At 65.1% G+C, this 26335-nt stretch carries 25 protein-coding genes and 1 pseudogene; 17 read left to right on the top strand and 9 right to left on the bottom strand.

Features of this window, described 5'->3' with window-relative positions; all coding sequences use genetic code 11:
* Nucleotides 1-8: 8 nt before the first annotated feature.
* The 4 genes and pseudogenes from AB3X86_RS13510 to thiL form a co-directional block, all read right to left on the bottom strand.
* Entirely contained in the window at nucleotides 9-539 is a 531-nt protein-coding gene (locus AB3X86_RS13510) for a cupin domain-containing protein (RefSeq protein WP_368596375.1), read from the bottom strand.
* A gap of 32 nt (nucleotides 540-571) precedes the next feature.
* Nucleotides 572-1072: a CinA family protein gene (locus AB3X86_RS13515; protein WP_013090547.1), complete on the bottom strand. Its 501-nt coding sequence runs from the start codon at nucleotides 1070-1072 to the stop codon at nucleotides 572-574.
* Between the two features lie 109 nt (nucleotides 1073-1181).
* A complete protein-coding gene (locus tag AB3X86_RS13520) occupies nucleotides 1182-1757 on the bottom strand; it encodes a phosphatidylglycerophosphatase A (protein ID WP_368596376.1) in 576 nt (191 codons plus the stop codon).
* Nucleotides 1747-2717: pseudogene (gene thiL / locus AB3X86_RS13525) on the bottom strand (thiamine-phosphate kinase). The gene AB3X86_RS13520 and the pseudogene thiL overlap by 11 nt, the downstream one beginning before the upstream one ends.
* 176 nt (nucleotides 2718-2893) lie before the next feature.
* Between thiL and AB3X86_RS13530 the strand changes: the two are divergent.
* The 3 genes from AB3X86_RS13530 (at nucleotide 2894) to AB3X86_RS13540 (ending at nucleotide 6645) form a co-directional block, all read left to right on the top strand.
* On the top strand, nucleotides 2894-5233 hold the full coding sequence (locus tag AB3X86_RS13530; RefSeq protein WP_368596377.1) for an NADP-dependent malic enzyme: 2340 nt from the start codon (nucleotides 2894-2896) through the stop codon (nucleotides 5231-5233).
* Between the two features lie 421 nt (nucleotides 5234-5654).
* Nucleotides 5655-6068, top strand: a complete 414-nt coding sequence (locus AB3X86_RS13535; protein ID WP_368596378.1) for a ribonuclease — start codon at nucleotides 5655-5657, stop codon at nucleotides 6066-6068.
* Nucleotides 6069-6084: 16 nt separating this feature from the next.
* Nucleotides 6085-6645: a barstar family protein gene (locus tag AB3X86_RS13540; protein WP_368596379.1), complete on the top strand. Its 561-nt coding sequence runs from the start codon at nucleotides 6085-6087 to the stop codon at nucleotides 6643-6645.
* Between the two features lie 134 nt (nucleotides 6646-6779).
* On the opposite strand, the gene AB3X86_RS13545 is transcribed toward AB3X86_RS13540, so the two are convergent.
* From AB3X86_RS13545 to AB3X86_RS13555, 3 genes are all read right to left on the bottom strand, one after another.
* Nucleotides 6780-7520, bottom strand: coding sequence for a 16S rRNA (uracil(1498)-N(3))-methyltransferase (locus tag AB3X86_RS13545; RefSeq protein WP_368596380.1), 741 nt, complete (start codon nucleotides 7518-7520; stop codon nucleotides 6780-6782).
* 19 nt (nucleotides 7521-7539) lie between these two features.
* A complete protein-coding gene (locus AB3X86_RS13550) occupies nucleotides 7540-7953 on the bottom strand; it encodes a glyoxalase/bleomycin resistance/extradiol dioxygenase family protein (RefSeq protein WP_008923880.1) in 414 nt (137 codons plus the stop codon).
* A gap of 104 nt (nucleotides 7954-8057) precedes the next feature.
* The gene (locus AB3X86_RS13555; protein ID WP_368596381.1) at nucleotides 8058-8258 is read right to left on the bottom strand and encodes a hypothetical protein; all 201 of its coding nucleotides are present in this window, start codon (nucleotides 8256-8258) and stop codon (nucleotides 8058-8060) included.
* 324 nt (nucleotides 8259-8582) lie between these two features.
* Between AB3X86_RS13555 and tkt the strand changes: the two genes are divergently transcribed.
* On the top strand, nucleotides 8583-10604 hold the full coding sequence (gene tkt, locus AB3X86_RS13560; RefSeq protein WP_368596382.1) for a transketolase: 2022 nt from the start codon (nucleotides 8583-8585) through the stop codon (nucleotides 10602-10604).
* A 112-nt stretch (nucleotides 10605-10716) separates the two neighbouring features.
* Nucleotides 10717-11727, top strand: coding sequence for a type I glyceraldehyde-3-phosphate dehydrogenase (gene gap / locus AB3X86_RS13565; RefSeq protein WP_176121843.1), 1011 nt, complete (start codon nucleotides 10717-10719; stop codon nucleotides 11725-11727).
* 70 nt (nucleotides 11728-11797) lie between these two features.
* Here the strand turns inward: gap and AB3X86_RS13570 are convergent, their stop codons facing one another.
* Nucleotides 11798-12484 (bottom strand): FadR/GntR family transcriptional regulator, encoded by a 687-nt coding sequence (locus AB3X86_RS13570; protein ID WP_368596383.1) that lies wholly within the window; start codon nucleotides 12482-12484, stop codon nucleotides 11798-11800.
* A 233-nt stretch (nucleotides 12485-12717) separates the two neighbouring features.
* Between AB3X86_RS13570 and AB3X86_RS13575 the strand changes: the two genes are divergently transcribed.
* From AB3X86_RS13575 to AB3X86_RS13585, 3 genes are all read left to right on the top strand, one after another.
* The gene (locus AB3X86_RS13575; protein WP_368596384.1) at nucleotides 12718-14046 is read left to right on the top strand and encodes a C4-dicarboxylate transporter DctA; all 1329 of its coding nucleotides are present in this window, start codon (nucleotides 12718-12720) and stop codon (nucleotides 14044-14046) included.
* 123 nt (nucleotides 14047-14169) lie between these two features.
* Entirely contained in the window at nucleotides 14170-15180 is a 1011-nt protein-coding gene (gene alc / locus AB3X86_RS13580; RefSeq protein ID WP_368596385.1) for an allantoicase, read from the top strand.
* A 27-nt stretch (nucleotides 15181-15207) separates the two neighbouring features.
* Nucleotides 15208-15720, top strand: coding sequence for an ureidoglycolate lyase (locus tag AB3X86_RS13585; RefSeq protein WP_368596386.1), 513 nt, complete (start codon nucleotides 15208-15210; stop codon nucleotides 15718-15720).
* A gap of 103 nt (nucleotides 15721-15823) precedes the next feature.
* Here the strand turns inward: AB3X86_RS13585 and fur are convergent, their stop codons facing one another.
* Nucleotides 15824-16252 carry a ferric iron uptake transcriptional regulator gene (fur, locus tag AB3X86_RS13590; RefSeq protein WP_027198845.1) on the bottom strand — a complete coding sequence of 143 codons (429 nt, stop codon included), beginning with the start codon at nucleotides 16250-16252 and terminating at the stop codon, nucleotides 15824-15826.
* 152 nt (nucleotides 16253-16404) lie between these two features.
* Between fur and bamE the strand changes: the two genes are divergently transcribed.
* From bamE to AB3X86_RS13635, 9 genes are all read left to right on the top strand, one after another.
* Nucleotides 16405-17238, top strand: coding sequence for an outer membrane protein assembly factor BamE (bamE, locus tag AB3X86_RS13595; protein WP_176121837.1), 834 nt, complete (start codon nucleotides 16405-16407; stop codon nucleotides 17236-17238).
* Between the two features lie 368 nt (nucleotides 17239-17606).
* Entirely contained in the window at nucleotides 17607-18404 is a 798-nt protein-coding gene (dapB, locus tag AB3X86_RS13600) for a 4-hydroxy-tetrahydrodipicolinate reductase (RefSeq protein ID WP_176121836.1), read from the top strand.
* A 78-nt stretch (nucleotides 18405-18482) separates the two neighbouring features.
* Nucleotides 18483-19199: a MotA/TolQ/ExbB proton channel family protein gene (locus AB3X86_RS13605; protein WP_176121835.1), complete on the top strand. Its 717-nt coding sequence runs from the start codon at nucleotides 18483-18485 to the stop codon at nucleotides 19197-19199.
* A gap of 48 nt (nucleotides 19200-19247) precedes the next feature.
* A complete protein-coding gene (locus tag AB3X86_RS13610; protein WP_368596387.1) occupies nucleotides 19248-19679 on the top strand; it encodes an ExbD/TolR family protein in 432 nt (143 codons plus the stop codon).
* A 199-nt stretch (nucleotides 19680-19878) separates the two neighbouring features.
* Nucleotides 19879-22470 (top strand): leucine--tRNA ligase, encoded by a 2592-nt coding sequence (gene leuS / locus AB3X86_RS13615; protein ID WP_368596388.1) that lies wholly within the window; start codon nucleotides 19879-19881, stop codon nucleotides 22468-22470.
* 88 nt (nucleotides 22471-22558) lie between these two features.
* Nucleotides 22559-23110 (top strand): LPS assembly lipoprotein LptE, encoded by a 552-nt coding sequence (lptE, locus tag AB3X86_RS13620; protein WP_368596389.1) that lies wholly within the window; start codon nucleotides 22559-22561, stop codon nucleotides 23108-23110.
* Between the two features lie 54 nt (nucleotides 23111-23164).
* On the top strand, nucleotides 23165-24292 hold the full coding sequence (gene holA / locus AB3X86_RS13625) for a DNA polymerase III subunit delta (protein ID WP_176121832.1): 1128 nt from the start codon (nucleotides 23165-23167) through the stop codon (nucleotides 24290-24292).
* A gap of 248 nt (nucleotides 24293-24540) precedes the next feature.
* Nucleotides 24541-25812, top strand: a complete 1272-nt coding sequence (locus AB3X86_RS13630; protein ID WP_368596390.1) for a glutamate-5-semialdehyde dehydrogenase — start codon at nucleotides 24541-24543, stop codon at nucleotides 25810-25812.
* A 60-nt stretch (nucleotides 25813-25872) separates the two neighbouring features.
* Nucleotides 25873-26289: a CopD family protein gene (locus AB3X86_RS13635; protein WP_176121830.1), complete on the top strand. Its 417-nt coding sequence runs from the start codon at nucleotides 25873-25875 to the stop codon at nucleotides 26287-26289.
* Nucleotides 26290-26335: the final 46 nt, after the last annotated feature.

Consider the following 26335-nt stretch of genomic DNA (forward strand, 5'->3'; position numbering starts at 1 on the left):
GCGGCGCGTCAGCGCGCCGCTCCGAGCCGCCCGATCAACTCCGCATGGCGCGGATGCCGCGCCTTCAGCGCATCGACCTCCGCGAGTTCGAACTCGCTGAATTCGAAACCCGGCGCGACCGTGCAGCCGACCAGCGCGAACGACGCCGGATCGGCGCACTCAGCCGCGAACCACATGCCGGCCGGCACGACGGCCTGATACACCGTGTCGGGATGCGTGAGCGGATTGCCGAGCCGGTGCGTGACTAGCGCACCGCCGGCATCGCTTTCATCGAGCATGTGAACCAGCAGCGGCTCGCCGGCGTAGAAATGCCAGACCTCGTCGGATCGGATCCGATGCCACGCCGAATGCGCGCGATCGCACAGCATGTAATAGATCGCGGTCGATGCCGCACGAGTGTTCTCAGTCTCGCTCGCTTCGCCGGCGCGCAGCACGCGCGCGGCCGAGCGATAAGTCTCCGCGAAAAAGCCGCCTTCAGGATGTGGCTTCAGGTCGAAGCGATGGATCAGGTCATCAGCGATCGCGCGCGAATCCGGCATTGTCCGCCTCCCCAGGAATAGTCAGGCGCCGCTCAATGCTCGCGTTCGTCGAGTAGCGCCAGCAGACCGCGCAGCGCGTGCGCTGCCGCCTGCACGCGGATCTGCTCGCGATCGCCCTTGAAAATCTTCGTTTCCACCGACGTATGCAGCCGGTTGGTCCAGCCGAACGACACCATGCCGACCGGCTTGGTTTCGGTGCCGCCACCGGGCCCAGCCACGCCGGTTATCGACAGCGACACTTGCGCGCGGCTGTTGCGCAGTGCGCCTTCGGCCATCGCTCGCGCGACCGGTTCGCTGACCGCGCCGTGCTTTTCGATCAGGTCGGCCGGCACGCCGATCATTTCACTCTTCGCCTGGTTCGAATACGTGACGAAGCCGCGTTCGAACCAGCCACTGCTGCCGGAGATATCGGTGATCGCGGTCGCGACCATGCCGCCCGTGCAGGACTCGGCGGTCACGAGCATCAGGCGCTCGTCGCGCAGACGGTTGCTCACGCGGATCGCAAGCTGGTGAACGACGGAATCGGTAGGCATGGCGTCAGTCAATCCGGAAAACGAAGCCGGCCGTGAGGCGCGGCGAACGGCAGGGGCCGGGTGGCGACCGAAAGAGTCGAACGGTGCTCAGATAGCGGTCGGGCAGCGCTCAAACCGACATCCGCCACAGCGCAATCACGAGCAACGTGAAGAACGCGGCGATCAGGTCATCGAACATGATGCCAAAGCCGCCTTTCAGCCGGCGGTCGAAGTAGCCGATCGGTGGCGGCTTCACCATGTCGAAGAAGCGGAAGATCACGAACGCCCACATCTGAGCGGCGAGCGTGGCAGGCATGACCATCAGCAGCACGAGCCAGAACGCGACGATTTCGTCCCACACGACCGCCGACGGATCCTCGACGCCAAGCCGCTTCGCCGTAAAGCCACACAGCGCGATGCCGGCGAGAAAGCCGACGCCGATCAGCACGCCCCATTCGATAACGGTCAGATAGCGGCTCAGTACCACGAAGGACGCCCAACCGAACAGGGTGCCGATCGTGCCCGGCGCGACGGGCGACAGCCCGCTGCCGAAGCCGAGCGACAGGATGTGGACTGGGTGCGACAGCATGAAGCGCGCGGTCGCGCGGCGTGGTTTAGCGGGCTTCGGCGCGCGCGGTCGTGGTGCTTGCGGCGGCTCGCTGCCGAGCAAGTCGTCGGCGGGGCCGAGCGGGGGGTCATTCTGCATGAAAGTGATCGAAACCTTGCAACGTCAGGGTGAGCGGCGCGCCGGTGGCGTTGCGCCACGCGATGGCCGGGCGGTCGGTGGCCGCCTCCAGTGCGCTTATTGTACCGATGCGAGTGACCGGCACAGCGGCCTTATGCGCGGCGGCCTCGACCGCGGCGCGCGCGGCGCCGGGCGCGGTGAAGCACAGCTCGTAATCGTCGCCGCCGGCGAGCGTGCAGCGCTGCTGGACCTCGGGCGGCAGGCGGCGCAGCGCGGCTGAACGCGGCACCGCGTCGACGTCGACGCTCGCACTGACCGACGAGCGCTCGAGGATATGCAGCAGATCGCCGGCGAGTCCGTCCGACAGGTCGAGCGCCGCGTGTGCGACGCCGCGCAGCGCGAGGCCGAGCGCGATTCGCGGCTCGGGGCGTTCCGATCGGCGGCCCATTCGCCGCGCTGCACGCCGAGGCCGGCGCGCGCGTCGCCGAGCGTGCCGGAAATCCAGATGTCGTCGCCGGGTTGCGCGGCATCGCGGCGCAATGCCGTTTGCGGCGGCACGCTGCCGAACACCGTGATGCACAGGTTGAGCGGCCCGCCCGTCGTATCGCCGCCGATCAGCTCGCAACCGTAGCGCTCGGCGAGCGCGAACAGGCCTTCGCTGAATCCGGATAGCCAGGCTTCGTCGGCCTGCGGCAGCGAGAAGGCGAGCGTGAACGCCTGCGGCTGCGCGCCCATCGCGGCGAGGTCCGACAGGTTGACCGCGAGCGCCTTGTGACCGAGCGCTTCGGGATCGATATCTGGGAAGAAGTGACGGCCTTCGACCAGCATGTCCGTCGATATCGCGAGCATTTCGCCGGCAGGCGGTGCCAGCAACGCGCAGTCGTCGCCGATGCCGAGCGTGCCGCCTTCGGTAGTAGAGGGCCGCGCGTGGGCGGCGCGGCGGGCGAAGAAGCGGTCGATCAGCGAAAACTCGGAAAGCATGATGGCGGACGATGAGCGGAGAAGGGTCGTAGAAATAGCGTAGGTGACCAGGTTTGAGCGTAGTGCCCTTCGCAAGCACCGGACCACCCCGTGCGACGGGCAACGCGCTTTCGCGCTGTTTCAGTCGCGGCAGTTGTACCCGTACTGAAGGAATTGCGTAGCCAATTGGGGCTACAATGCCGTCGAACGTCTATTCTAATCTGCACTCCGAAGCCCGCCTTATGTCGAATCCCGTCAATACCAAACTCCGCGAAGCAGCCCTCGATTACCACGAGTTTCCGACTCCCGGCAAAATCGCGATCGCCCCGACCAAGCAGATGATCAACCAGCGCGACCTCGCGCTGGCGTATTCGCCTGGCGTCGCATTTGCGTGCGAGGAAATCGTCGAGAGCCCGCTGAACGCCGCGCGCTTCACCGCGCGCAGCAACCTCGTCGGCGTCGTCACGAACGGTACCGCGGTGCTGGGTCTCGGCAACATCGGCCCGCTCGCGTCCAAGCCGGTCATGGAAGGCAAGGCCGTCCTGTTCAAGAAGTTCGCCGGCATCGACGTGTTCGATATCGAGATCAACGAGACCGATCCGCACAAGCTGGTCGACGTGATCGCCGCACTCGAACCGACCTTCGGCGGCATCAACCTCGAAGACATCAAGGCGCCGGACTGCTTCATCGTCGAACGCGAATGCCGCAAGCGCATGAAGATTCCGGTCTTCCATGACGACCAGCACGGCACCGCGATCGTCGTCGCGGCGGCAGTCACCAACGGTCTGAAGGTCGTTGGCAAGGACATCAAGGAAGTCAAGCTGGTTTCCTCGGGCGCGGGCGCGGCGGCGCTCGCCTGTCTGGACCTGCTGGTCGATCTCGGCCTGCCGCTCGAAAACATCACCGTGACCGACCTCGCGGGCGTCGTCTACAAGGGCCGTACCGAACTGATGGACCCGGACAAGGAGCGTTTCGCGCGTGAAACCAGCGCGCGCTCGCTCGCCGAGGTGATCGACGGCGCGGACGTGTTCCTCGGCCTGTCGGCTGGCGGCGTGCTCAAGCAGGACATGGTCAAGAAGATGGCCGCCAAGCCGCTGATCCTCGCGCTCGCGAACCCGACGCCGGAAATCCTGCCGGAACTCGCGCTCGAAGTGCGTCCGGACGCGGTGCTGTGCACGGGCCGCACCGACTACCCGAACCAGGTCAACAACGTGCTGGTGTTCCCGTTCCTGTTCCGCGGCGCGCTGGACGCCGGCGCGACGACGGTCACGCGCGAAATGGAAATCGCCGCCGTCAACGCGATCGCCGAACTGGCGCGCCAGGAGCAGAGCGACATCGTCGCGACCGCGTACGGCATCCAGGATCTGTCGTTCGGACCGGAGTATCTGATTCCGAAGCCGTTCGATCCGCGTCTGATCGTGAAGGTCGCGCCCGCGGTGGCGAAGGCCGCGATGGACTGCGGCGTCGCCGAGCGTCCGATCGAGGATATGGACGCGTACGCGCAGCATCTGCAGCAATTCGTCTACCACAGCGGCACGACGATGAAGCCGATCTTCCAGCTCGCGCGCAGCGTCGAGCCGGAGAAGAAGCGCATCGTGTTCGCGGAAGGCGAAGAGGAACGTGTACTTCGCGCAATCCAGATCGTCGTCGACGAAAAGCTCGCCAAGCCGATCCTGATCGGGCGGCCGGCCGTGATCGAACAGCGGATCGCTCGTTATGGCCTGCGGCTCGTCGCGGGGCAGGATTACACGGTCGTCAACACGGATCATGACGAACGTTACCGTGAGTTCTGGCAGGAATACGCGAAGATGATGTCGCGCAAGGGCATCACCACGCAGATGGCCAAGCTCGAGATGCGCCGCCGCACCACGCTGATCGGCTCGATGATGGTCAGGAAGGGCGAGGCGGACGGCATGATCTGCGGCACGGTCAGCACGACGCACCGCCATATCCATTTCATCGACCAGGTGATTGGCAAGAAGCCGGGCGCGAAGGTGTATGCGGCGATGAATGGGCTGGTGTTGCCGAATCGGCAGATTTTCCTCGTCGATACGCACGTGAATGTCGATCCGACGCCGGACGAGCTGGCCGAGATCACGATCATGGCGGCCGAGGAAGTGCGTCGTTTCGGTATCGAGCCGAAGGTCGCGCTGGTGTCGCATTCGAACTTCGGTTCGAGCAACGCGCCGAGCGCGCAGAAGATGCGCGATACGCTCGAGATCCTGCGCGAACGCGCACCGGAGATGCAGATTGACGGCGAAATGCACGGCGACGTCGCGCTCGACTCCAATCTGCGCCGCGAAGTGCTGCCCGATTCGACGCTCGAAGGCGACGCGAACCTGCTGGTGCTGCCGAACATCGATGCGGCCAATATCGCGTACAACCTGCTGAAGACGGCGGCCGGCAACAACATCGCGATTGGCCCGATCCTGCTCGGCGCGGCCAAGCCGGTGCACGTGCTGACGCCGTCGGCGACGGTGCGCCGGATCGTCAACATGGCGGCGCTGCTGGTTGCGGACGTCAGCGCGACCCGCTAAGCGCGCATCGTGACCGGGCCGCGGCAGGCCCGGCGCCGGTTCTCCAACCGGCGCGCCCTGAAAAAAAAGGCGTGCCCGCAATGGGCACGCCCTCAGGGCAAGCTGGGGATCGCCACCCCGAAAAATGGCAATGACACAGCCTTTCGGCTGAGTGGTTCCAGGCTTTGACAACCGCGAGCGAGCGCCCCGGCCACCGGTCGCTTGCATCGCTTGCGTTGCGCTCCATCACGGTTGAGCTCAGTTTAGCCTGATCGAGCTAAAGATTCTGTCAAAAGTCGTCAAAGCCCCGATGGCCGGCTTTCCGCGCCGCGAGGCGGGGTGTCGTCCGGCCGTCGAACGTTGATTCCAAAGGCTATTAGCGATACCCTTACGACTTTCATGGTCGTCAAACTCGTGGTCTGACAGCGGGGAAACCTGATACATGGCACGCAACTGGTTGCGCATGAAAGGCGTGCTGATCGGTGCTGCCGCGCTCTGCGCGTTGTCAAGTTCGGCGCCCGAGGCGCTGGCGCGAGACTACTCGGCGCCAACTGCGGCGCAAGCGCACGTAGGCACCATCGCGCTGGCGCAATTGCCGCGCGAGGCGGTCGATACGTTGAACCTCATTGCTACCGGCGGGCCTTACCCGTATCAGAAGGACGGCATCGTATTCGGCAACTACGAACGGGTGCTGCCCGCTCATCGGCGCGGCTATTACCACGAATACACCGTCCCCACGCCTCACGCGCGTAATCGCGGGGCGCGCCGCATCGTCTGCGGAGGTCCGCTACAGCGAACCGACAATTGTTATTACTCGGACGACCATTACACCAGTTTTAACCGTATTGTTGAATGACATTGGGATGAACGGCATGAGCGACAACATCTACGCGCACGATTCCGGAGTCGCGACGGATCTTTTCGCGGCCGGCGACGGCAATTTGTTCCAACGCGTCATGAAGATGCGCGCCGACGAGCAGGGTCGCGACAACCAAAGCGAGGCTGGCACGGTGGTTTCATCGAACGAAGAGCGCATCAGCCTTTTCAGGACGGTGCGGCCGAACATCGTGCAGTCGATCCGCGCGTTCCGCGTGCAGGATCTCGCCGACGAGGCCAACCACCTTGGCCAGCACTTTCTGTATGCATACTGCGCGAATGCCGCGTCGAAGCAGGAAGTGCTCGAGACGATCGCAACGTCGTTCCTGTTTCCCAAGCATTTCGGCAAGAACTACGACGCGCTCTACGACTGCCTTACCGACCTCGTGCACAAGGCCGGCGCGCAGCCCGGCTTCGTGATCGTGCTCGAACACCTGCCGATCGCGCAGAAATTCGACAAGGAAGGACGCGAGACGCTGCTCGACGTGTTCCGTGAAGCGGCCGAATTCTGGGCCGAGCGCAAGGTCGCGTTCCGGGTGTTTTACTCGTTCGCCTGAGGCTCGCAGGATGTTCACCTGTTCAGGCGTACTTGATTGGCTCTGACGGCGAACGTCGCGCTACAGACGATAAAGGCCCGCTAATTGGCGGGCCTTTGCCTTTGTGGCGGTGTTTGGCGCAAGCTAGCTCCCGCTTACCAACCGCCCCAGCGCGCCGCAAGCGCAGCAAGCACCGCGATCCCTGCGGTCTCGGTGCGCAGCACACGCGGTCCCAAGCCCACCGCGGCAAAGCCCTGTTCAACGGCGGCGGCTTCCTCGTCGGCGGAAAGGCCGCCTTCGGGGCCGATCAGCAGCGTCACGCCCCCAGGCGGCGGCGCGTCCGGCAGCGCAGTGAAACCGATGCTCGCGCGCGGCGACAGCAGCAGGCGCAACTCGTCAGGTGCCGGTTCGCGCGACAGGGTATCGAGCCAAGCGCCAATCTCACACACCGGCATGACGTCCGGCAGCCGATTACGCCCGCACTGTTCGCACGACGCCCGCACCACACCTTGCCAGTGCTGCTGCCGCCGCTGCGCGCGCTCGCCGGTCAGCCGCACGACGCTGCGTGCGGTCGCGAGCGGCACGAAGCCTGAGGCGCCGAGTTCGACCGCCTTCTCGATCAGCCAGTCCATCTTGTCGCCGCCGGCGATGCCTTGGGCGAGCGTCAGCCGATACGGCGGCTCGACCTCCACCGCGCGAAATTCGCCGATTTTCACGCGAGCCGAACGGCGCTCGACCTCGACGAGTTCAGCGCCGTATTCGCCGCCCTGACCGTTGAACAGCACGAGCGAATCGCCAGGCTGCAAACGCAGCACGGCCACGTGGCGCACGACGTCGTCTGGCAATGCGATCACGTCGTCGGGGTAAAGCAGCGCATCAACAAAAAAACGGGGCATCGACGAAAGACTCTCGGATTCAGGAAAGGTGGCGGGCGAGCGCCCAGCGATAGCCGTCGATATCTTCGACCTGCGCGAAGCGGTCGCCCCAGAACTGGTCCTGCGGCTCGCTCAGCGACTTCGCGCCAGCCGCGAGCGCGCGAGCATACACGGCATCGACGTCCTCGACATAGACATAGAAAGATTGCGGCGCAATCGTGCCCGCGCTTTTCGGCGTCTTCGCGGTCGAGCCGAACGCGCCTTCGGGTGCGAACATCACTATCAACTGGCCTTGGTAAGTCATCTCGACGTGCATGACGACGCCGTCGTCCTGCACGCTGTCGCGCACGTCGAAGCCGAACGCCGCCGAAAAAAACGCCGTCGATGCGCGCGCGTCGCGCACCGTCAGATAGGGGGTCAGCCAGGGCACACCGGCGGGGCGGGGGGCGGTCATGGAGTTCTCCGGGTCTCGTGGGGCAGCGTGGCCACTGTTGCGGGTTTCGCTCCGGCGCGGCATGCCGGCTTCGCTCGAACCGGTTCGCTCCAGGTGTCCGCGCTTCAAATGGATGGTTTCGTCGTCGGACTCAGTTTATCGCGCGCCGTTCGCGCTGCCGAGAATAGCCCCGCGTGCAGGGCCGGTTCGTCATGACGCAGCGAATCGATGCCGCGCGCGGCGAGACGTTCGGCGAGCGTGCGAATCGGGCGCGTCGTCGCGGAGCTCAAGAGGCATCCGCGCATCGAGCCGATCGAGGCGTGCATGAGGAAATCCGTAGACGGCGTCGGCACAAGGCTGGAACAATAGCGGGGCGTTCACGGCGGACGGGCTCGATCGGCAGCGTGGGCAAATCAGCTGCTCGAATCGTGAATGCCGCCGCCGGGCGGAGGGCGTTGAACCGCGCGACCGGGCGGCTTTCCGGCCGGCTAGGGGTTAACCTTCTGCTAGAATGTGACGCTTTCAGCCTTGTCCGCTTGCTCTGCCCGTTTCGCGTCTCCTGGCGCCGCATCGTGCGCCGTAGCGACCGGACCGCCGAGCTTCCGGGCCTCAAGCGCGCCCCGCTTTCTGACTCTGTCTCCGGACTCGACATGACGACCCCGTCTCCCGCACCCACTTCCCTGATGGCCAACGCGATCCGCGCGTTGTCCATGGACGCCGTTCAAAAGGCGAACTCCGGCCACCCCGGCATGCCGATGGGCATGGCCGAAATCGGCGTCGCCCTGTGGTCGCGTCATCTGCGCCATAACCCGAAGAACCCGCACTGGGCCGATCGCGACCGCTTCGTGCTGTCGAACGGTCACGGCTCGATGCTGCTGTACTCGCTGCTGCATCTGACCGGCTACGATCTGCCGATGGAAGAGCTGAAGAACTTCCGCCAGCTCCATTCGAAGACGCCGGGTCACCCGGAATACGGCATCACGCCGGGCGTCGAGACGACCACCGGCCCGCTCGGCCAGGGTCTCGCGAATGCGGTCGGCATGGCGCTCGCCGAGTCGCTGCTAGCCACCGAATTCAACAAGCCCGACGCGAAGATCGTCGACCACCACACGTACGTGTTCGTCGGCGACGGCTGCCTGATGGAAGGCATCTCGCATGAAGCCTGCTCGCTCGCGGGCGTGCTCAAGCTGAACAAGCTGATCGCGTTCTACGACGACAACGGCATCTCGATCGACGGCGAAGTGGTGCACTGGTTCCACGACGACACGCCGAAGCGCTTCGAAGCGTACGGCTGGAACGTGATCCCGAACGTGGTCGGCCATGACGTCGACGCGGTCGACGCGGCGATCAGGCAGGCGAAGCAGTCGGACAAGCCGACGCTGATCTGCTGCAAGACCGTGATCGGTGAAGGCGCGCCGACCAAGGCGGGCTCGCACGACTCGCACGGCGCGCCGCTCGGTGACAAGGAAATCGCGGCAACGCGCGAAGCGATTGGCTGGAAGTGGGAGCCGTTCGTGATTCCGCAGGAAGTGTACGCGGCATGGGATGCGAAGGATGCGGGCGCGCGCCTCGAATCCGAGTGGGACAAGGCGTTCGCCGCCTACGCGGCGAAGTATCCCCAGGAAGCGGCCGAGTTCAAGCGCCGCAGCGCGAAGCAGCTGCCGGCCGACTGGAAGGACAAGGCAAAGGCGATCATCGCCGGCGCGAACGAACGCGCCGAGACCGTCGCGACGCGTAAGGCGTCGCAGCAAGCCATCGAAGGCCTGTCGGCCGTGCTGCCCGAACTGCTCGGCGGCTCCGCCGACCTGACCGGCTCGAACCTGACCAACTGGAAGGCCGCGAAGCCGGTGCGCGTGAACGCCGAAGGCCGTGCCGCCGGCAACTACGTGAACTACGGCGTGCGCGAATTCGGCATGAGCGCCGCGATCAACGGCGTCGCGCTGCATGGCGGCTACAAGGCATTCGGCGGCACGTTCCTGACGTTCTCGGACTACAGCCGCAACGCGCTGCGCGTCGCCGCGCTGATGAAGTCGCAGTCGATCTTCGTGTTCACGCACGACTCGATCGGTCTCGGCGAAGACGGCCCGACCCACCAGTCGATCGAACACGTCGCGAGCCTGCGCCTGATCCCGAACCTGCAAACGTGGCGTCCGGCCGATACGGTCGAAACCGCGGTGGCCTGGACCCATGCGATCGAGCATGTTGGTCCGTCGTGCCTGATCTTCAGCCGTCAGAACCTGCAGTTCAACGAGCGCACCGACGCGCAGATCGCCAACATCGAGAAGGGCGGCTACGTGCTGCGCGACTGGGACGAAGAGATCGTCGCGCGTAAGATCATCCTGATCGCGACGGGCTCCGAAGTCGAACTGGCGATGAAGGCCGTCGAGCCGCTCGCGCGCGAAGGCATTGCCGCACGCGTCGTGTCGATGCCGTCGACGACCGTGTTCGACAAGCAGGACGCCGAGTACCGCGAACGCGTGCTGCCGCACGGCGTGCGCCGCGTAGCGATCGAAGCGGGCGTGTCGGATTTCTGGCGCAAGTACGTGGGTCTGGAAGGCGGCGTGGTCGGCATCGACACGTTCGGCGAATCGGCCCCGGCAGGTGTGCTGTTCAAGCATTTCGGTTTCACCGTCGAGCACGTGGTGGCGACGGTCAAGGCCGCTCTCGGCTGATGGTTGCGTCGCGTTGCCGTCGCGCCCCGCGTGGTTGCGCGGGGCAACGCACCGAACCGGATGTCCGACCAGGCGAACATAAACGGATTTTTTAGCCATCAGGAGATACATCATGACGATTCGCGTCGCAATCAACGGCTACGGCCGGATCGGCCGCAATACCCTGCGCGCCTTCTATGAAAACGGCAAGAAGCACGATATCGAAATCGTCGCCATCAACGATCTGGGCGATGCGAAGACCAACGCCCACCTGACGCAGTACGACACCGCGCACGGCAAGTTCCCGGGCCAGGTGTCGGTGGACGGCGACTACCTCGTCGTGAACGGCGACAAGATCCGCGTGCTGGCGAACCGCAACCCGGCTGAACTGCCGTGGGGCGAGCTGGGCGTCGACGTCGTGATGGAGTGCACGGGCTTTTTCACGACCAAGGAAAAGGCCAGCGCGCACATCAAGGGCGGAGCGAAGAAGGTCATCATCTCGGCGCCGGGTGGCAAGGATGTCGACGCGACCGTCGTCTACGGCGTGAACCACAACGTACTGAAGGCATCGGACACGGTCATCTCGAACGCATCGTGCACGACCAACTGCCTCGCGCCGCTGGTCAAGCCGCTGAACGACAAGATCGGTCTCGTGAACGGCCTGATGACGACGATCCACGCGTACACGAACGACCAGGTTCTGACCGACGTGTACCACGAAGACCTGCGCCGCGCGCGTTCGGCCACGCATAGCCAGATCCCGACCAAGACCGGTGCGGCATCGGCGGTCGGCCTCGTGCTGCCGGAACTGAACGGCAAGCTGGACGGCTACGCAATCCGCGTCCCGACGATCAACGTGTCGGTCGTCGACCTGTCGTTCATCGCCGCGCGCGACACGACGGTCGAGGAAGTCAACGCGATCATGAAGGAAGCGTCGGAAGGCGCACTGAAGGGCGTTCTCGGTTACAACGACGCACCGCTCGTGTCGATCGACTACAACCACAACCCGGCTTCGTCGACGTTCGACTCGACGCTGACCAAGGTGTCGGGCCGTCTCGTGAAGGTGTCGAGCTGGTACGACAACGAGTGGGGCTTCTCGAACCGCATGCTGGACACGGCTGTGGCGCTCGCGAACGCGAAGTAAGTTTCGGGTTTCACGCTGCATGAAAAAGCCGCTCCTCGGAGCGGCTTTTTTTCGTCCGTGGCTGTTACGTCTATGGCGTCGGGAAATAGACGCCCGCGCGCTGCGCGGCGTTCGCGATGTGCGTCTCGATCGCCTTGCCCGCCGCGAGCGAATCGCGGGCCTTCAGCGCGTCGAGAATCGCGCGATGCTCGGTGTAGGTCGATAGCACCCGCTCGCGCCGGTAGAACGGCATGCGCTGGCTTTCCTTCATGATTTCGGCGCTGCTGCGCAGGATCGACTCGATCGCGGCATTGCCCGCGATGCCGACGATGCGCATATGGAACGCGTAGTCGAGCCGCGCCGCTTCGTCGAGCTCCTCGCAGGCGAGCGCGCTTTGCATCGCGGTGACGTTTTCCTCGAGCCACGCGAGGTCGTCGTTGGTGACCGCGAGCACCGCCATGCGCGCAACGAAGCCTTCGAGCGCGTAGCGCATCTGATAAGTGTCGGGCAGCGACGACTGTTCGGCGAAACGCCACGCCTGAGCGGCTTTCGCCTGCGCGCTTTCCACGTACACGCCCTTGCCCGGCCGGATTACCAGCAGGCCGAGCGCTTCAAGCGTGGAGAGCGCTTCGCGCAGTGACGCGCGGCTGATCGACAGTTCATCGGATAGCTGGCGCTGCGCCGGCAGCAGGCTGCCCACCGGATAGACGCCCGCTTCGATGCGTTCGCGGATGGTCGCGATGGCCGCGTCGGTGACGGTGTGCGGGGCGTTTTTCATAAAAACTCACTGGTGACGTGGTCTGACCGCAATTCTAATACGCGGTCGAAAACGGCGCGCCGCATAACGTCCGAGATCCTGAATCGACCCGAAATCGCCGAAAAAACAACGGGTAAACACTGTTCGATCAGTCCTTGACGGGACTATATCGGCTTCCTACTATTCGCCATAACAGTGCTGGTCGGACCAGTCTGAACAGAACTGTTCGAGACAACCATCCGCAGGAGGAAGCCGTGTTGAAATTCTTCAATTCGCTATTTGGCCGGGTCGTGATAGCGCTCGTAGTCGGCATCGTGCTCGGTGCCGTGTTTCCGCATTTCGCGCAGTCCTTGCGGCCGCTTGGCGACGGTTTTCTGAAGCTGATCAAGATGGTGATCGGACCGATCGTGTTCTGCGTGGTGGTGAGCGGTATGGCGCATGCGGGCGATCTGCGCAAGGTCGGCCGCGTCGGCTTGAAGTCGGTGATCTACTTCGAGGTGATGACGACGATCGCGCTCGTGATCGGCGCGGTGCTCGCTTACGCGACGCGTCCGGGCGCCGGCATGAACGTGAACCTGAGTTCGCTCGATGCGGCGTCGCTCACGACCTATACCGAGCACGCGAAAAGCCTGAAGGACACCGCCGGCTTTCTGCTGAAGATCATCCCCGACACGGCGATCAACGCGTTCGCAACCGGCGACATCCTGCAGATCCTCGTGTTCTCGGTGCTATTCGGCTCGGCGCTGTCGCTGCTCGGCAAGCGCGCGCAACGCGTGAGCGGGTTGATCGATGAGCTGTCGCAGGTGTTCTTCCGCGTGATGGGGTTCATCATCAAGCTCGCGCCGCTCGGCGTGCTCGGCGCGATCGCGTTCACGACCGGCACCTACGGCGTCGAGTCGCTGAAGCAACTCGGCATGCTCGTGCTGGTGTTCTACGCGAGCTGCGTGGTGTTCGTCGTGCTCGTGCTCGGCGCGGTGATGCGGCTCGCCGGCTTCAGCATCTTCAAGCTGATCCGCTATCTGCGCGAAGAACTGTCGATCGTGCTCGGCACCGCGTCGTCCGACGCCGTCCTGCCGCAGATCATGCGCAAGCTCGAGTGGATGGGCGTCAAGGATTCGACGGTCGGTCTCGTGATTCCGACCGGCTACTCGTTCAACCTCGACGGCTTCTCGATCTATCTGACGCTTGCGGTGCTGTTCATCGCGCAGGCAACCAACACCCCGCTGTCTATTCACGACCTGATCGTCGTCGTGCTGGTGTCGCTCGTGACGTCGAAGGGCGCGCACGGCATACCCGGCTCGGCGATCGTGATTCTCGCTGCGACGCTGTCCGCGATTCCCGCGATTCCGGTGCTCGGCCTCGTGCTGATTCTGCCGGTCGACTGGTTCGTCGGCATCGCCCGCGCGCTGACCAACCTGATCGGCAACTGCGTCGCGACGGTGGTCGTCGCCGTGTGGGAAAACGATATCGACAAGGCGCGCGCGCACCGCGTGCTGAATCGCGACGCGGCGCTGCGCTATGTGCCCGCTGTCGACGACACGCTCGCCGACCCGGGTGCAGGCGAACACGCGCCGGCAGTCTGACGGCGCGCCGGCTCTGGTCTGACCAGACCAACCGGCATCGTCCTTAGACAGAGTTTTTTCACAAACCGGCGGCTGCCGTGGCGCCGCCGGCCGTTTCTGACCTCTTCGATACTGACCGACATCATGGCCAACCCGTTCCTCGACCAGAACACTCCCGCCTTCACGCGCCGCTACATGAACCTCGCCGATCCGCGCCTCGGCGCGAAGGCGCTGTTCGCCAGCGACGAATTCTTCGCACCGAAAGAGCGCATGCTGGAGCCGCAGCCGGCGGTGTTCATCCCCGGCAAATACGACGACCACGGCAAGTGGATGGACGGCTGGGAGACGCGCCGCAAGCGCACGAACGGCCACGACCATTGCATAATCCGTCTCGCGCGGCCGGGCGTCGTGCATGGCGTCGATCTCGATACGAGCCACTTCACCGGCAATTTCCCGCCGGCGGCGTCGATCGATGCCTGTCACAGCGACGCTGACGTGACGCCCGAGCACGCCGACTGGCAGCCGCTCGTGCCGGCGACGACGCTACAGGGCAACCAGCATCACTACGTTGAAGTGAAAGACGCGCGCCCGGTCACCCATCTGCGAGTGAATCTCTATCCGGACGGCGGGCTCGCCCGACTGCGCGTGTACGGCCAGCCGCAGCGGGACTGGAGCCGCATCGAACGCGGCACGCTGCTCGATCTCGCCGCGATCGAAAACGGCGCATACCTCGTCGCCGCGAACAACCAGCATTTCGGGCCGGCCTCGCAGATGCTGATGCCAGGCCGCGGCGTGAACATGGGCGACGGCTGGGAAACCCGGCGGCGTCGCGAGCCGGGCAACGACTGGGCGATCGTCGCGCTCGCGCGGCCCGGCGTGATCCGCAAGATCGAAGTGGATACGGCGCACTTCAAGGGCAACTTCCCGGACCGCTGCTCGCTGCAGGCGGCATCGGTGACGGGCGGCACCGACGATTCCCTCGTCACGCAGGCGATGTTCTGGCCGGTGCTGCTCGGCGAACAGAAGCTGCAGATGGACCACGTGCACACGTTCACGGACGACCTCGCCGCGCTCGGGCCGGTCACGCACGTGCGCTTCAACATCTTCCCGGACGGCGGCGTGTCGCGCCTGCGTCTGTGGGGCGAGATCGCTTAACGCACGCAACATCAGGGAGCGGCACGCATGAAGATCCTGCAGATGGAACGCCTGACGGGCGCGGCTTTCGCGCCGTTCGGCGACGTGATCGAACTTGACGGCGCGCGTCATTTTCCGATCAATGGCGGCACCACCGAGCGCTATCACGACCTCGCGCGCGTCGACGTGGCGGAGCAGGGCGGCCGGCCGCTCGTCAATCTGTTTCGCGCGCAACCGCGCGCGCTGCCCGTCGAGATCACGATGATGGAGCGGCATCCGCTCGGCAGCCAGGCTTTCATTCCGTTACGCGCGGGCCGCTATCTGGTGGTGGTCGCGCCGGCCGGCGAGTTCGACGCCACGCGGATGCGCGCGTTCTGGACCGACGCGTGGCAAGGCGTCAATTACGCGAAAGGGGTTTGGCACCATCCGCTGCTCGCGCTGGATCAGGTCAGCGACTTCATCGTCGTCGATCGTGGCGGCGACGCGCCGAATTGCGACGAATTGCAGTTGGCCGAGCCGTGGCGGCTCGCCTTCGAGCCGAGCGTGGAACTGGTCGGATAGCCGTATTTGCCGTCGCCTGAACAAAAAAACCCGACCGATTCTCATCGGCCGGGTCTTTCTTCTGGCTTGCCAGGCCGCGTATTCGCACGCGGCCAGCGATGCATCAGTGCTTACGATGCGGGCAATTTTCCTTCGTGCACGCCCCATACAGTGCCAGCGCATGTTCCTGCAGCTTGAAGCCGCGTGCCTTGGCGATGGACTGCTGACGACTTTCGATTTCGGGGTCGAAAAACTCTTCCACGAGCCCGCAATCGAGGCACACGAGGTGATCGTGGTGCGTCCCCTCGTTCAACTCGAACACCGCCTTGCCCGACTCGAAATTGCTGCGCGAGAGCAGGCCGGCCTGCTCGAATTGCGTCAGCACGCGATACACGGTGGCGAGACCGATATCGAGTTCCTCATGCAATAGGTTGCGGTATACGTCTTCGGCGGTTAAATGACGTACCGGGCTGTGTTGGAAAATCTCAAGGATTTTGAGGCGCGGAAGGGTCGCCTTGAGCCCGATATTCTTGAGATCGGTTGGATTGGTCATGACAAGGGATCCCTAGAGTACAATGCTGGGCTCTCATAGTAATGTGTTTTGCCGTTCTGGTCATTTTCGATGGAATGAGCGCGGCCCGCAAGCGGGCCCGCACGGTGAGTGAAATGATTTCTAAATCTCAATTGATCTACCGGGGGAGCCGCATGCGGGGTACCTTGATCGCGGTTGCGACTGTCGCGGTTCTTGCCGGATGTTCCACGTACGACAGCCTGACCCAGCGCGTTGCCCAAAGCATTACGCCGTATCGGATTACGGTCGTGCAAGGTAACTTCGTGTCGCAGGAAATGGCCAGCCAGATGAAGGTCGGCATGACGCGCGCACAGGTGCGTCAGGTGCTCGGCACGCCGCTGTTGACCGACATGTTCCACGCGGATCGCTGGGATTACACGTTCTATTTCAAGCGTGGCAACACCTCGATCGTTCAGCAACGCGACTTCGTCGTGTTCTTCTCGGGCGACACCGTGACCCACTGGACGGGTGGCGAGGATCTGCCGACCAATCTCGAATTGCTGGCCGAAATCGACGGCGACCGCAGTGGCCGTCGCTCGAACGCTACGCCGCCGAGCGCGGCGAGCGCGGCCGAGGCCGCCAGCGCGGCAGCCGCCGCAAGCGGGGCTGCCGCCGCGGCGCCGGTCACAGTGGATACGACGCGCTCGCCGTCGGTCGAAGGCGCCCAGCAAGCCGCCACGCCGTCCATGGACGCCAACGCGGAAGCTGCCCAGGCGGCCAATCGCGCGACCAGCGCGGTGTCTACGCCGAGCGGCGCGCCGTCCGTGCGTTCGGCCGTGCCGAGAGCAGGCGCTGGCGGAATCCCGACGCAAGGCCCGACGGCCGGTGGTCAGCCGCAGTTCCAGTTCAAACGGCCGCCGCCGCCGGCGCCGGAAAACGAGAGCAACCCGGTCGGCCCGACGGGCTCGCAAAGCGGCGACAGCTCGGCGCCGAACGCTTCGCCGTCAACGTCCGGAACGAGCAACTGATCCGCTTGTCGGTGTTGTGAGGCGGGCTGGGCGTAGCATGCGCGGCGCCCGCCAGATGTGTGTTCGTCCGGCGTCAGGCGAGGCCGGAAATGCACCGCTTGGGCCGCATGAACCTGTTGCCGCAGTGCGCCGCGGCAGTGGCTCGCCGCAGCGGGCGGTATCAGTCAGTCACCTGAGCGAGCGGTCCCGGTTGGCCGCGGGCGTTGGCTTCAGCAGCGAGCCGCCCGGCCTTGTCGCAAGATCGTGCCGCCTGTCGCCGCTTGTCCCTATATCGACCGGGCGCATTCCCCGGCACACTGGTCGGTGCATTCGCCGGGCCGCGTTTGCCGGGCTCCATCCCGGTTGACTCTTTTCGAATCCTCATCGTCATGAAAATTGCCATTGCAGGCGCATCGGGCCGTATGGGCCGCATGCTGATCGAAACCGTCCTCAACGACGCCGACACGACGCTGTCAGGCGCGCTCTGCCGCACGGGCGCGGCGCAGCTTGGCCAGGACGCCGGCGCGTTCCTCGGCAAAGAGACCGGCGTGCTGCTGTCCGACGATATCGAGCGCGTGTTTGCCGAATCCGACTACCTGATCGACTTCACACGTCCGGACGCGACGCTCGCGCATCTCGAAGCCGCGCAGCGCCATGGCGTGAAAATGGTGATCGGCACGACCGGCTTCGACAACGCGCAAAAAGCGCAGTTGCGCGCGGCGGCCCAGAAGATCGGCGTCGTGTTCGCGTCGAACATGAGCGTCGGCGTGAACGTTACGCTGAAACTGCTCGAATACGCGGCGCGGCACTTCTCGACCGGCTACGACATCGAGATCATCGAGGCGCATCATCGCCACAAGGTCGATGCGCCGTCCGGCACCGCGCTGACGATGGGCGAAGTGATCGCGGGCGCGCTCGGCCGCAATCTCGACGACTGCGCGGTCTACGGCCGCGAAGGCGTGACCGGCGAGCGCGATCCGTCGACGATCGGCTTCTCGGCGATTCGCGGCGGCGATATCGTCGGCGATCATACGGTGCTGTTCGCGGGCATCGGCGAGCGCATCGAGATCACGCACAAATCGGCGAGCCGCCTGTCATATGCACAAGGCGCGCTTCGTGCTGTACGCTTCCTCGAAGGCCACGACAACGGCTTCTTCGACATGCAGGACGTGCTCGGCCTGCGTTGAGCGAAGTTCGTTGCGCATAGGCGGGGCAGCGCATCCCGAGCGCGCCCTCCCGAAGTCACTTTCCTAAGGCGAGGTCAGATGGCAGGCAGCAGCGGCATCATCCATTACCTGCAAACGAGCGACGCAATCACGCATGCCGTCGCCTACGTGCTGCTGGCCATGTCGATTGCGAGCTGGTGTTTTCTGATCGTCAAGAGCTGGATTCTGGCGCGCGCGAAACGCCAGTCCTCGCGGGCGATCGCGCGCTTCTGGCAAGCGCCGACGCTCGCCGAAGGCGTCGCCATCCTGCGCCGCACCGACCGTGAGCGCGTGTTCGCGCCGCTCGCCGAAGCGGCGCTCAGTGCGGCCGAGGTCGACATTCCGGGCGCGCTGCTCGCGCGCGTCGAGCGCAGCGAACGGGTGCTGCGCGCGCTGCGCCAGGCGCTCGCCGCGTCGCAGCGGCGGCTCGAGTTCGGCCAGGTGCTGCTGGCGTCGGTGGGCAGCACCGCGCCGTTCGTCGGTCTGCTCGGCACCGTATGGGGCATCTATCACGCGCTCGGCAGCATCGCGGCGAGCGGGCAGGCGCAGATCGAGAACGTCGCGGGACCGGTCGGCGAGGCGCTGATCATGACCGCGTTCGGTCTGGTGGTCGCGATTCCGGCGGTGCTCGGCTACAACGTGCTGGGCCGCCTCGTGCGGCAATTGACCGAGGAGCTGGACGGTTTCGCGCACGATTTGCACGCGTACGTGTGCTCCCCCGAGCATGCGCCGACGCCGCCCCGCGCGCAGCAGGCGGCGCACGAGGCGCACCGCTGACGCTTGGCGTGCGGCGGCCAGAGCCAAGCTCAGACGCAAGGAGGCGACATGGCATTCGGCGGACTCCAGAAGAAGCAGACGGCCGCGCCGATGGCCGAGATCAACATGACGCCGCTGATCGACGTGATGCTGGTGCTGCTGGTGATTTTCATCATTACCGCGCCGTTGTTCTCGCACGCGATCCGGCTCGATCTGCCGAAGGTCGCGGCGGCGCCCGCGCACCAGACCCCGCAAACCATCTCCCTGTCGATCGACGGCGGCGGCAAGCTCTACTGGAACGGCAAGCCGATCACGCTCGCGCAGATGCGCATGCAGTTCGCCGAGGCCGGCAAGCAGGCTGACCAGCCGGACATCCAGCTGCGCGCGGAGCGTTCGACGCGTTACGAAGTGATCGCGCAGGTGATGGGCGCCGCGCAGCAGGCGGGGCTCGAGCGGATCGGCTTCGTGACGGACCCGCCGCCGCCCGCCGCGCAGCACTGAGCATCACCGGGCGCTGGCGGGCGCGCACCGCGTCGGCGAATCCGGCACACCCCGCCCCGCACCGTGCCGCGCGTAGCGGCGCACCCGTCCGCGAACGGTATAATCAGCCCTTTCCCCGCCGAAGGGGAAACGACGCAACGACATTCTGCAGAGCACCGGGCCGGTGCGAAAGCACCGAACCTAGCGATCCCATCACACCATGCACGAAAAATACGTTCCCTCCGACGTCGAAGCCGCCGCGCAAGGGCAATGGCGCGCCATCGACGCCTACAAGACGACGGAAACCACCGACAAGCCCAAGTTCTACTGCGTCTCGATGCTGCCGTATCCGTCGGGCAAGCTGCACATGGGGCACGTGCGCAACTACACGATCAACGACGTGATGTACCGCTATCTGCGGATGAACGGCTACAACGTGCTGATGCCGATGGGTTGGGACGCGTTCGGCATGCCGGCGGAAAACGCCGCGATGGCCAACAACGTGCCGCCCGCGAAGTGGACCTACGACAACATCGCTTACATGAAGAAGCAGATGCAGTCGATGGGTCTCGCGATCGACTGGTCGCGCGAAGTCGCGACCTGCAGCCCCGACTACTACAAGTGGAACCAGTGGCTGTTTCTGAAGATGCTCGAAAAGGGCATCGCGTACAAGAAAACCGGCACCGTGAACTGGGACCCGGTCGACCAGACCGTGCTCGCGAACGAGCAGGTGATCGACGGGCGCGGCTGGCGCTCGGGTGCGCTCGTCGAAAAGCGCGAAATCCCGATGTACTACATGCGCATCACGCAGTACGCGGATGAACTGCTGAACGATCTCGACGGCCTCGGCTGGCCCGAGCGCGTGAAGATCATGCAGCAGAACTGGATCGGCAAGAGCTTCGGCGTGAACTTCGGCTTCCCGTATGAAATCGACGGTGAGCAGAAGCTGCTGCGCGTGTTCACGACGCGCGCCGACACGATCATGGGCGTCACGTTCTGCGCGATCGCCGCCGAGCATCCGCTTGCCACGCGTCTCGCGCAAGACAAGCCGGAACTGCAGGCGTTCATCGACGAATGCAAGCGCGGCGGCGTCGCCGAAGCCGACGTCGCGACGATGGAAAAGAAGGGCATGGCCACCGGCTTCTACGTCACGCATCCGCTGACGCACGAGCAGGTCGAGGTGTGGATCGGCAACTACGTGCTGATGACTTACGGCGAAGGTGCGGTGATGGGCGTGCCGGCGCACGATGAGCGCGACTTCGCGTTCGTGAAGAAGTACGGTCTGCCGGTCAAACAGGTGGTGGCGGTCGAAGGCAAGGAGTTCTCGACCGAAGCGTGGCAGGAATGGTACGGCGAGAAGGCCGGCACGCTGGTGAACAGCGGCAAGTACGACGGCCTCGCGTACGACGAAGCGGTGGACCGCATCGCCGCCGATCTTAAGGAACTCGGCCTCGGCGACAAGCAGATCACGTGGCGTCTGCGTGACTGGGGCGTGTCGCGCCAGCGTTACTGGGGCACGCCGATTCCGATCATCCACTGCCCGAAGTGCGGCGACGTGCCGGTGCCGGAACAAGACCTGCCGGTCGTGCTGCCGGAAGACCTCGTGCCGGACGGCACCGGCAATCCGCTCGCGAAGTCCGAAGCGTTCCTGAACTGCACGTGCCCGAGCTGCGGCGGCGCGGCGAAGCGCGAAACCGACACGATGGACACCTTCGTCGATTCGTCGTGGTACTTCTATCGCTATGCGTCGCCGGATGCGAAGACGATGGTCGACGAGCGCACCGATTACTGGGCGCCGATGGATCAGTACATCGGCGGTATCGAACACGCGATCCTGCACCTGTTGTACTCGCGTTTCTGGGCGAAGGTGATGCGCGACCTCGGCCTCGTGAAGTTCGGCGAACCGGCGAAGAACCTGCTCACGCAGGGCATGGTGCTCAACGAAACCTATTACCGCGAAACCGAAGCGGGCAAGAAGACCTGGTACAACCCGGCGGACGTCACCGTCTCGTTCGACGACAAGGGCCGCCCGGTCGGCGCGGTGCTGAACGCCGACGGCGAGCCGGTCGTGCTTGGCGGCGTCGAGAAAATGTCGAAGTCGAAGAACAACGGCGTCGACCCGCAGATGCTGATCGATCAGCACGGCGCGGACACCGCGCGTCTGTTCGTGATGTTCGCGGCTCCGCCCGAGCAGCAACTCGAGTGGTCGGGTTCGGGCGTCGAAGGCGCGAGCCGCTTTCTGCGTCGCGTGTGGAACTTCGGCTACACGAACGAAGCCGCGCTGCGCACGGGTGGCCAGTTGGACGCCGCACAATTCAACGACGCCGACAAGGCGCTGCGTCGTGAGCTCTATAGCGTGCTGAAGCAGGCCGATTTCGACTATCAGCGTCTGCAATACAACACGGTGGTATCGGCCGCGATGAAGATGCTCAACGCGCTCGATGGCGCGAAGGGCGCGCAGACGGCCGTGCTGCGTGAAACTTACGGCGTGATGCTGCGCGTACTGTATCCGGTCGTGCCGCACCTGACGTTCCAGCTGTGGCAGGAGCTCGGCTATGCCGACGAATTCGGCCCGCTGCTCGACGCGCCGTGGCCGAAGGTCGACGAGAAGGCGCTCGAACAGGCCGAGATCGAACTCGTGCTGCAGGTGAACGGCAAGGTACGCGGCGCGATCACGGTCGCGAAGGACGCATCGCGCGACGCGATCGAGCAGCAAGCGGCCGCGCACGAAATGGTCGCGAAGTTCAGCGAAGGCAAGGCGCCGAAGAAGATCATCGTGGTGCCGGGCCGTCTCGTGAACGTGGTCGTTTGACGTTCCGAGCCCTCATCCGGCAGATGGAGCGCCGCCCGTCCGGCGGCGTTCCTCGGCATTGCGAATCCACTGCGAACCGGGAGCGAATGTGACTCGCAGATCGTTTTTGACGCTCGCTTGCAGCGTAATGATGTTGTCGGCCTGCGGCTTCCAGTTGCGCGGCCAGCAGGACTTCGCGTTCAAGCGCCTCTATGTGTCGGGCGGCTCGCCCGCGGCCATCGCGCGCTTCACGCGCATCGTGCAGGGCGGCAGCGACACCGTGGTGGTCAACTCGGTCGCCAATGCCGACGCGATCCTGCAAATCACGCAGAACCGCAACCTCAGCACGCTGACGCTGAATTCGCTGGGCGTCGTCGCCGAGTATCAGCTGAATCTGCAGATGAGCTACACGCTGACCGGCAAGGACGGCACCGTGCTGATCCCGGGCAGCGTGATCGCGCTGAACCGCGCGATGACCTATAGCGACCAGTTCTCGCAGGCGAAGGCCGCCGAGTCCGACATCCTGTTCGCCGACATGGAAAACGACGCGGTCGATCAGCTGATCCGCCGTCTCGGCGTGGTGCGCTCGCTGCATCCGACGCCGGCCGAGGCCGTGCCGGGCATCGTGCCGCGCGCGCCGCTGCCGCCTCCGCCGCTCTGAGCATCGCGCCGTTCGTGAGTCGTCGAATCTCATCCATCCCGTCAACCGCCAGCCATGCAACTGCGACCTGACGCGCTCGAAGCGCATCTCGCCAAAGGCCTCGCCGGACTGTACGTCGTGTACGGCGACGAGCACCTGCTCGCGCAGGAAGCGTGCGACCGCATCCGCGCGGCGGCGCGCGCGGCAGGCTTCACCGATCGCTCGGTGTTCACGGCCGAGCGCTATTTCGACTGGAGCTCGCTGCTCGGCGCGAGCCAGTCGATGTCGCTGTTCGGCGACCGTCAACTGGTCGAATTGCGCATTCCATCCGGCAAGCCCGGCAAGGAAGGCGCCGACGCGCTGAAGGCCCTGGCATCCACCGTCAACGACGACGTGCTAACGATGATCACGCTGCCGCGTCTCGATGCGGCCACGCAGAAGTCGGCATGGTTCACCGCGCTCGCCGATGCGGGCGTCGCGCTGAAGATCGATCCGGTCGAGCGCGCGCAGCTGCCGAACTGGGTCGGACAGCGGCTCGCGGCCCAGGGTCAGCGCGTTGCAGCCGGCGAGGAAGGGCGGCGCGCGCTCGCGTTCATCGCCGAGCGCGTCGAGGGCAATCTGCTCGCCGCGCATCAGGAAATCCAGAAGCTCGGGCTGCTGTATCCGAGCGGCTCGCTGAGCTTCGATCAGGTGCAGGACGCGGTGCTCAACGTCGCGCGTTACGACGTGTTCAAGCTCAATGAGGCGATGCTCGCGGGCGACGTCGGCCGTCTCGCGCGCATGCTCGACGGCCTGCGCGGCGAAGGCGAGGCTGCGGTGCTCGTGCTGTGGGCCGTTGTCGAGGAAGTGCGCACGCTGTTGCGGATCAAGCGCGGCGTCGCGGCCGGCAAGCCGCTCGCGATGCTCACCCGCGAGAACCGCGTGTGGGGTCCGCGCGAACGGCTGATCGGACCGGCGCTGTCGCGTGTCAGCGAAGCGGCGCTCGAGAAGGCGCTCGCGCTGGCGGCGCGGCTCGACCGGCAGGTCAAGGGCTTGTCGGGCGGCACGCCGGGCAATCATCGAAACGATCCGCCGCCCGATCCGTGGGACGGCCTGTTCGAACTCGCAATGACGGTGGCCGCGCCAAAACCGTCGGCGGCGTCGCCCGTGCCGCCGCCGCGACCTCGGGCGCCGACTGCGGCGCCAGCGCGGCGGCCAATCTAAGCAGCCGGGCGCGGGCGAGTTCCGGCGGCGATTGCAATCGCACAGCAACCGTCAATCGCGTCAAATGCAGACCACCGTGTTTGCCATGCCACGGGCTCAACACAACGCAACGGCAAACCCCGCGACAGCACAGCGCACCCGCTGCCCCCTCGCGAGCAAAGCCCCGGTACCCGACTTACAATCGTTTGATCTTTCGCTAATCTTGCCCGACCACCGCACGCCAACGTGCGGGCATCACGAGAATGACCATGGATATCGACCAGTACATGACCGACCTCGGCCAACGCGCTCGCCAGGCTTCGCGCGCGATGGCGCGGGCGTCGACCGCCGCGAAGAATGCGGCGCTTGCAGCCGTTGCCGAGGCGATCGAGCGTGATGCCGATCTGCTGAAGGCCGCCAACGCGCGCGACCTCGAACGCGCCCGCGGCAAGGGCCACGACGCCGCATTCATCGACCGTCTGACGCTGTCCGACAAGGCGCTCAAGACGATGGTCGAAGGCCTGCGCCAGGTCGCGGCGCTGGCCGATCCGATCGGTGAAATCAGCAATCTGAAGTATCGACCGAGCGGCATCCAGGTCGGCCAGATGCGTGTGCCGCTCGGCGTGATCGGCATCATCTACGAATCGCGCCCGAACGTGACGATCGACGCGGCCGCGCTGTGCCTGAAGTCCGGCAACGCGACCATTCTGCGCGGCGGTTCGGAAGCGCTCGAATGCAATACGGCGCTCGCCGGGCTGATCGGTGAAGGACTCCAGGCAGCCGGTCTGCCGCAGGACGCGGTGCAGGTGGTCGCGACGTCGGACCGCGCGGCGGTCGGTAAGCTGATCACGATGACCGAATACGTCGACGTGATCGTGCCGCGCGGCGGCAAGAGTTTGATCGAGCGTCTGATGAACGAAGCGCGCGTGCCGATGATCAAGCACCTCGACGGCATCTGCCACGTCTATGTCGACGATCGCGCGGACCTGGCGAAGGCGCTCAACGTCTGCGACAACGCGAAGACGCACCGCTACGGCACCTGCAACACGATGGAAACGCTGCTGGTCGCGCGCGGCATCGCGGCCGAAGTGCTGCCGCCGCTTGGGCGATTGTATCGAGGCAAGGACGTCGAGCTGCGCGTCGATGCGGCGGCGCGCGCGGTGCTGGCCGATGCGGGCGTCGGCCCGCTCGTCGACGCGACCGAGGACGACTGGCGCACCGAATATCTGGCGCCGGTGCTCGCGATCAAGGTGGTCGACGGCATCGACGCGGCGATCGAGCACATCAACACTTATAGCTCGCAGCACACCGATGCGATCGTTACCGAAGACCACGACCGCGCGATGCGCTTCCTGCGCGAAGTCGATTCGGCGAGCGTGATGGTCAACGCGTCGACGCGTTTCGCGGACGGCTTCGAGTTCGGTCTCGGCGCCGAGATCGGCATCTCGAACGACAAGCTGCACGCGCGCGGCCCGGTCGGACTGGAAGGGCTGACTTCGCTGAAGTACATCGTGCTCGGGCACGGCGAAGGTCGCCAATAAGCGCGCAGCGAAGCACCGCCACAACGAACACAACAACAAGAATCACAAGGACCCCCGCCGATGCTTTGGGTAAAGACGTTTCACATCGTGTTGATTGCCTCCTGGTTTGCCGGCCTGTTCTACCTGCCGCGCATCTTCGTCAATCTGGCGATGGAAACGGAACCCGCCGCGACGGCGCGTCTTCTGCTGATGGCGCGCAAGCTGTTCCGCTTCATGAGCTTCATCGCGGTGCCCGCGATCGCGTGCGGCTTGTGGTTGTGGCTCGTAATCGGCATCGGCAGCGGGCAGGGCTGGATTCACGCGAAGGTCGGCGTGGTCGTGCTGCTCGTCATCTATCACGCGTATTGCGGCGTGCTGCTGCGCAGGTTCGAGCGCGGCCAGAATCGCCGCTCGGACAAGTGGTATCGGATGTTCAACGAGCTGCCGGTGCTCGGTATGCTCGCGGCGGTCGCGCTGGTGGTGATCAAGCCGTTCTGAGCGGCTGACGGCGTTAAGCTGGGCGCTGGAAATGACAAAAGGGCGG

This window comes from Paraburkholderia sp. BR14374, assembly GCF_040948685.1.
GTDB lineage: Bacteria > Pseudomonadota > Gammaproteobacteria > Burkholderiales > Burkholderiaceae > Paraburkholderia > Paraburkholderia youngii.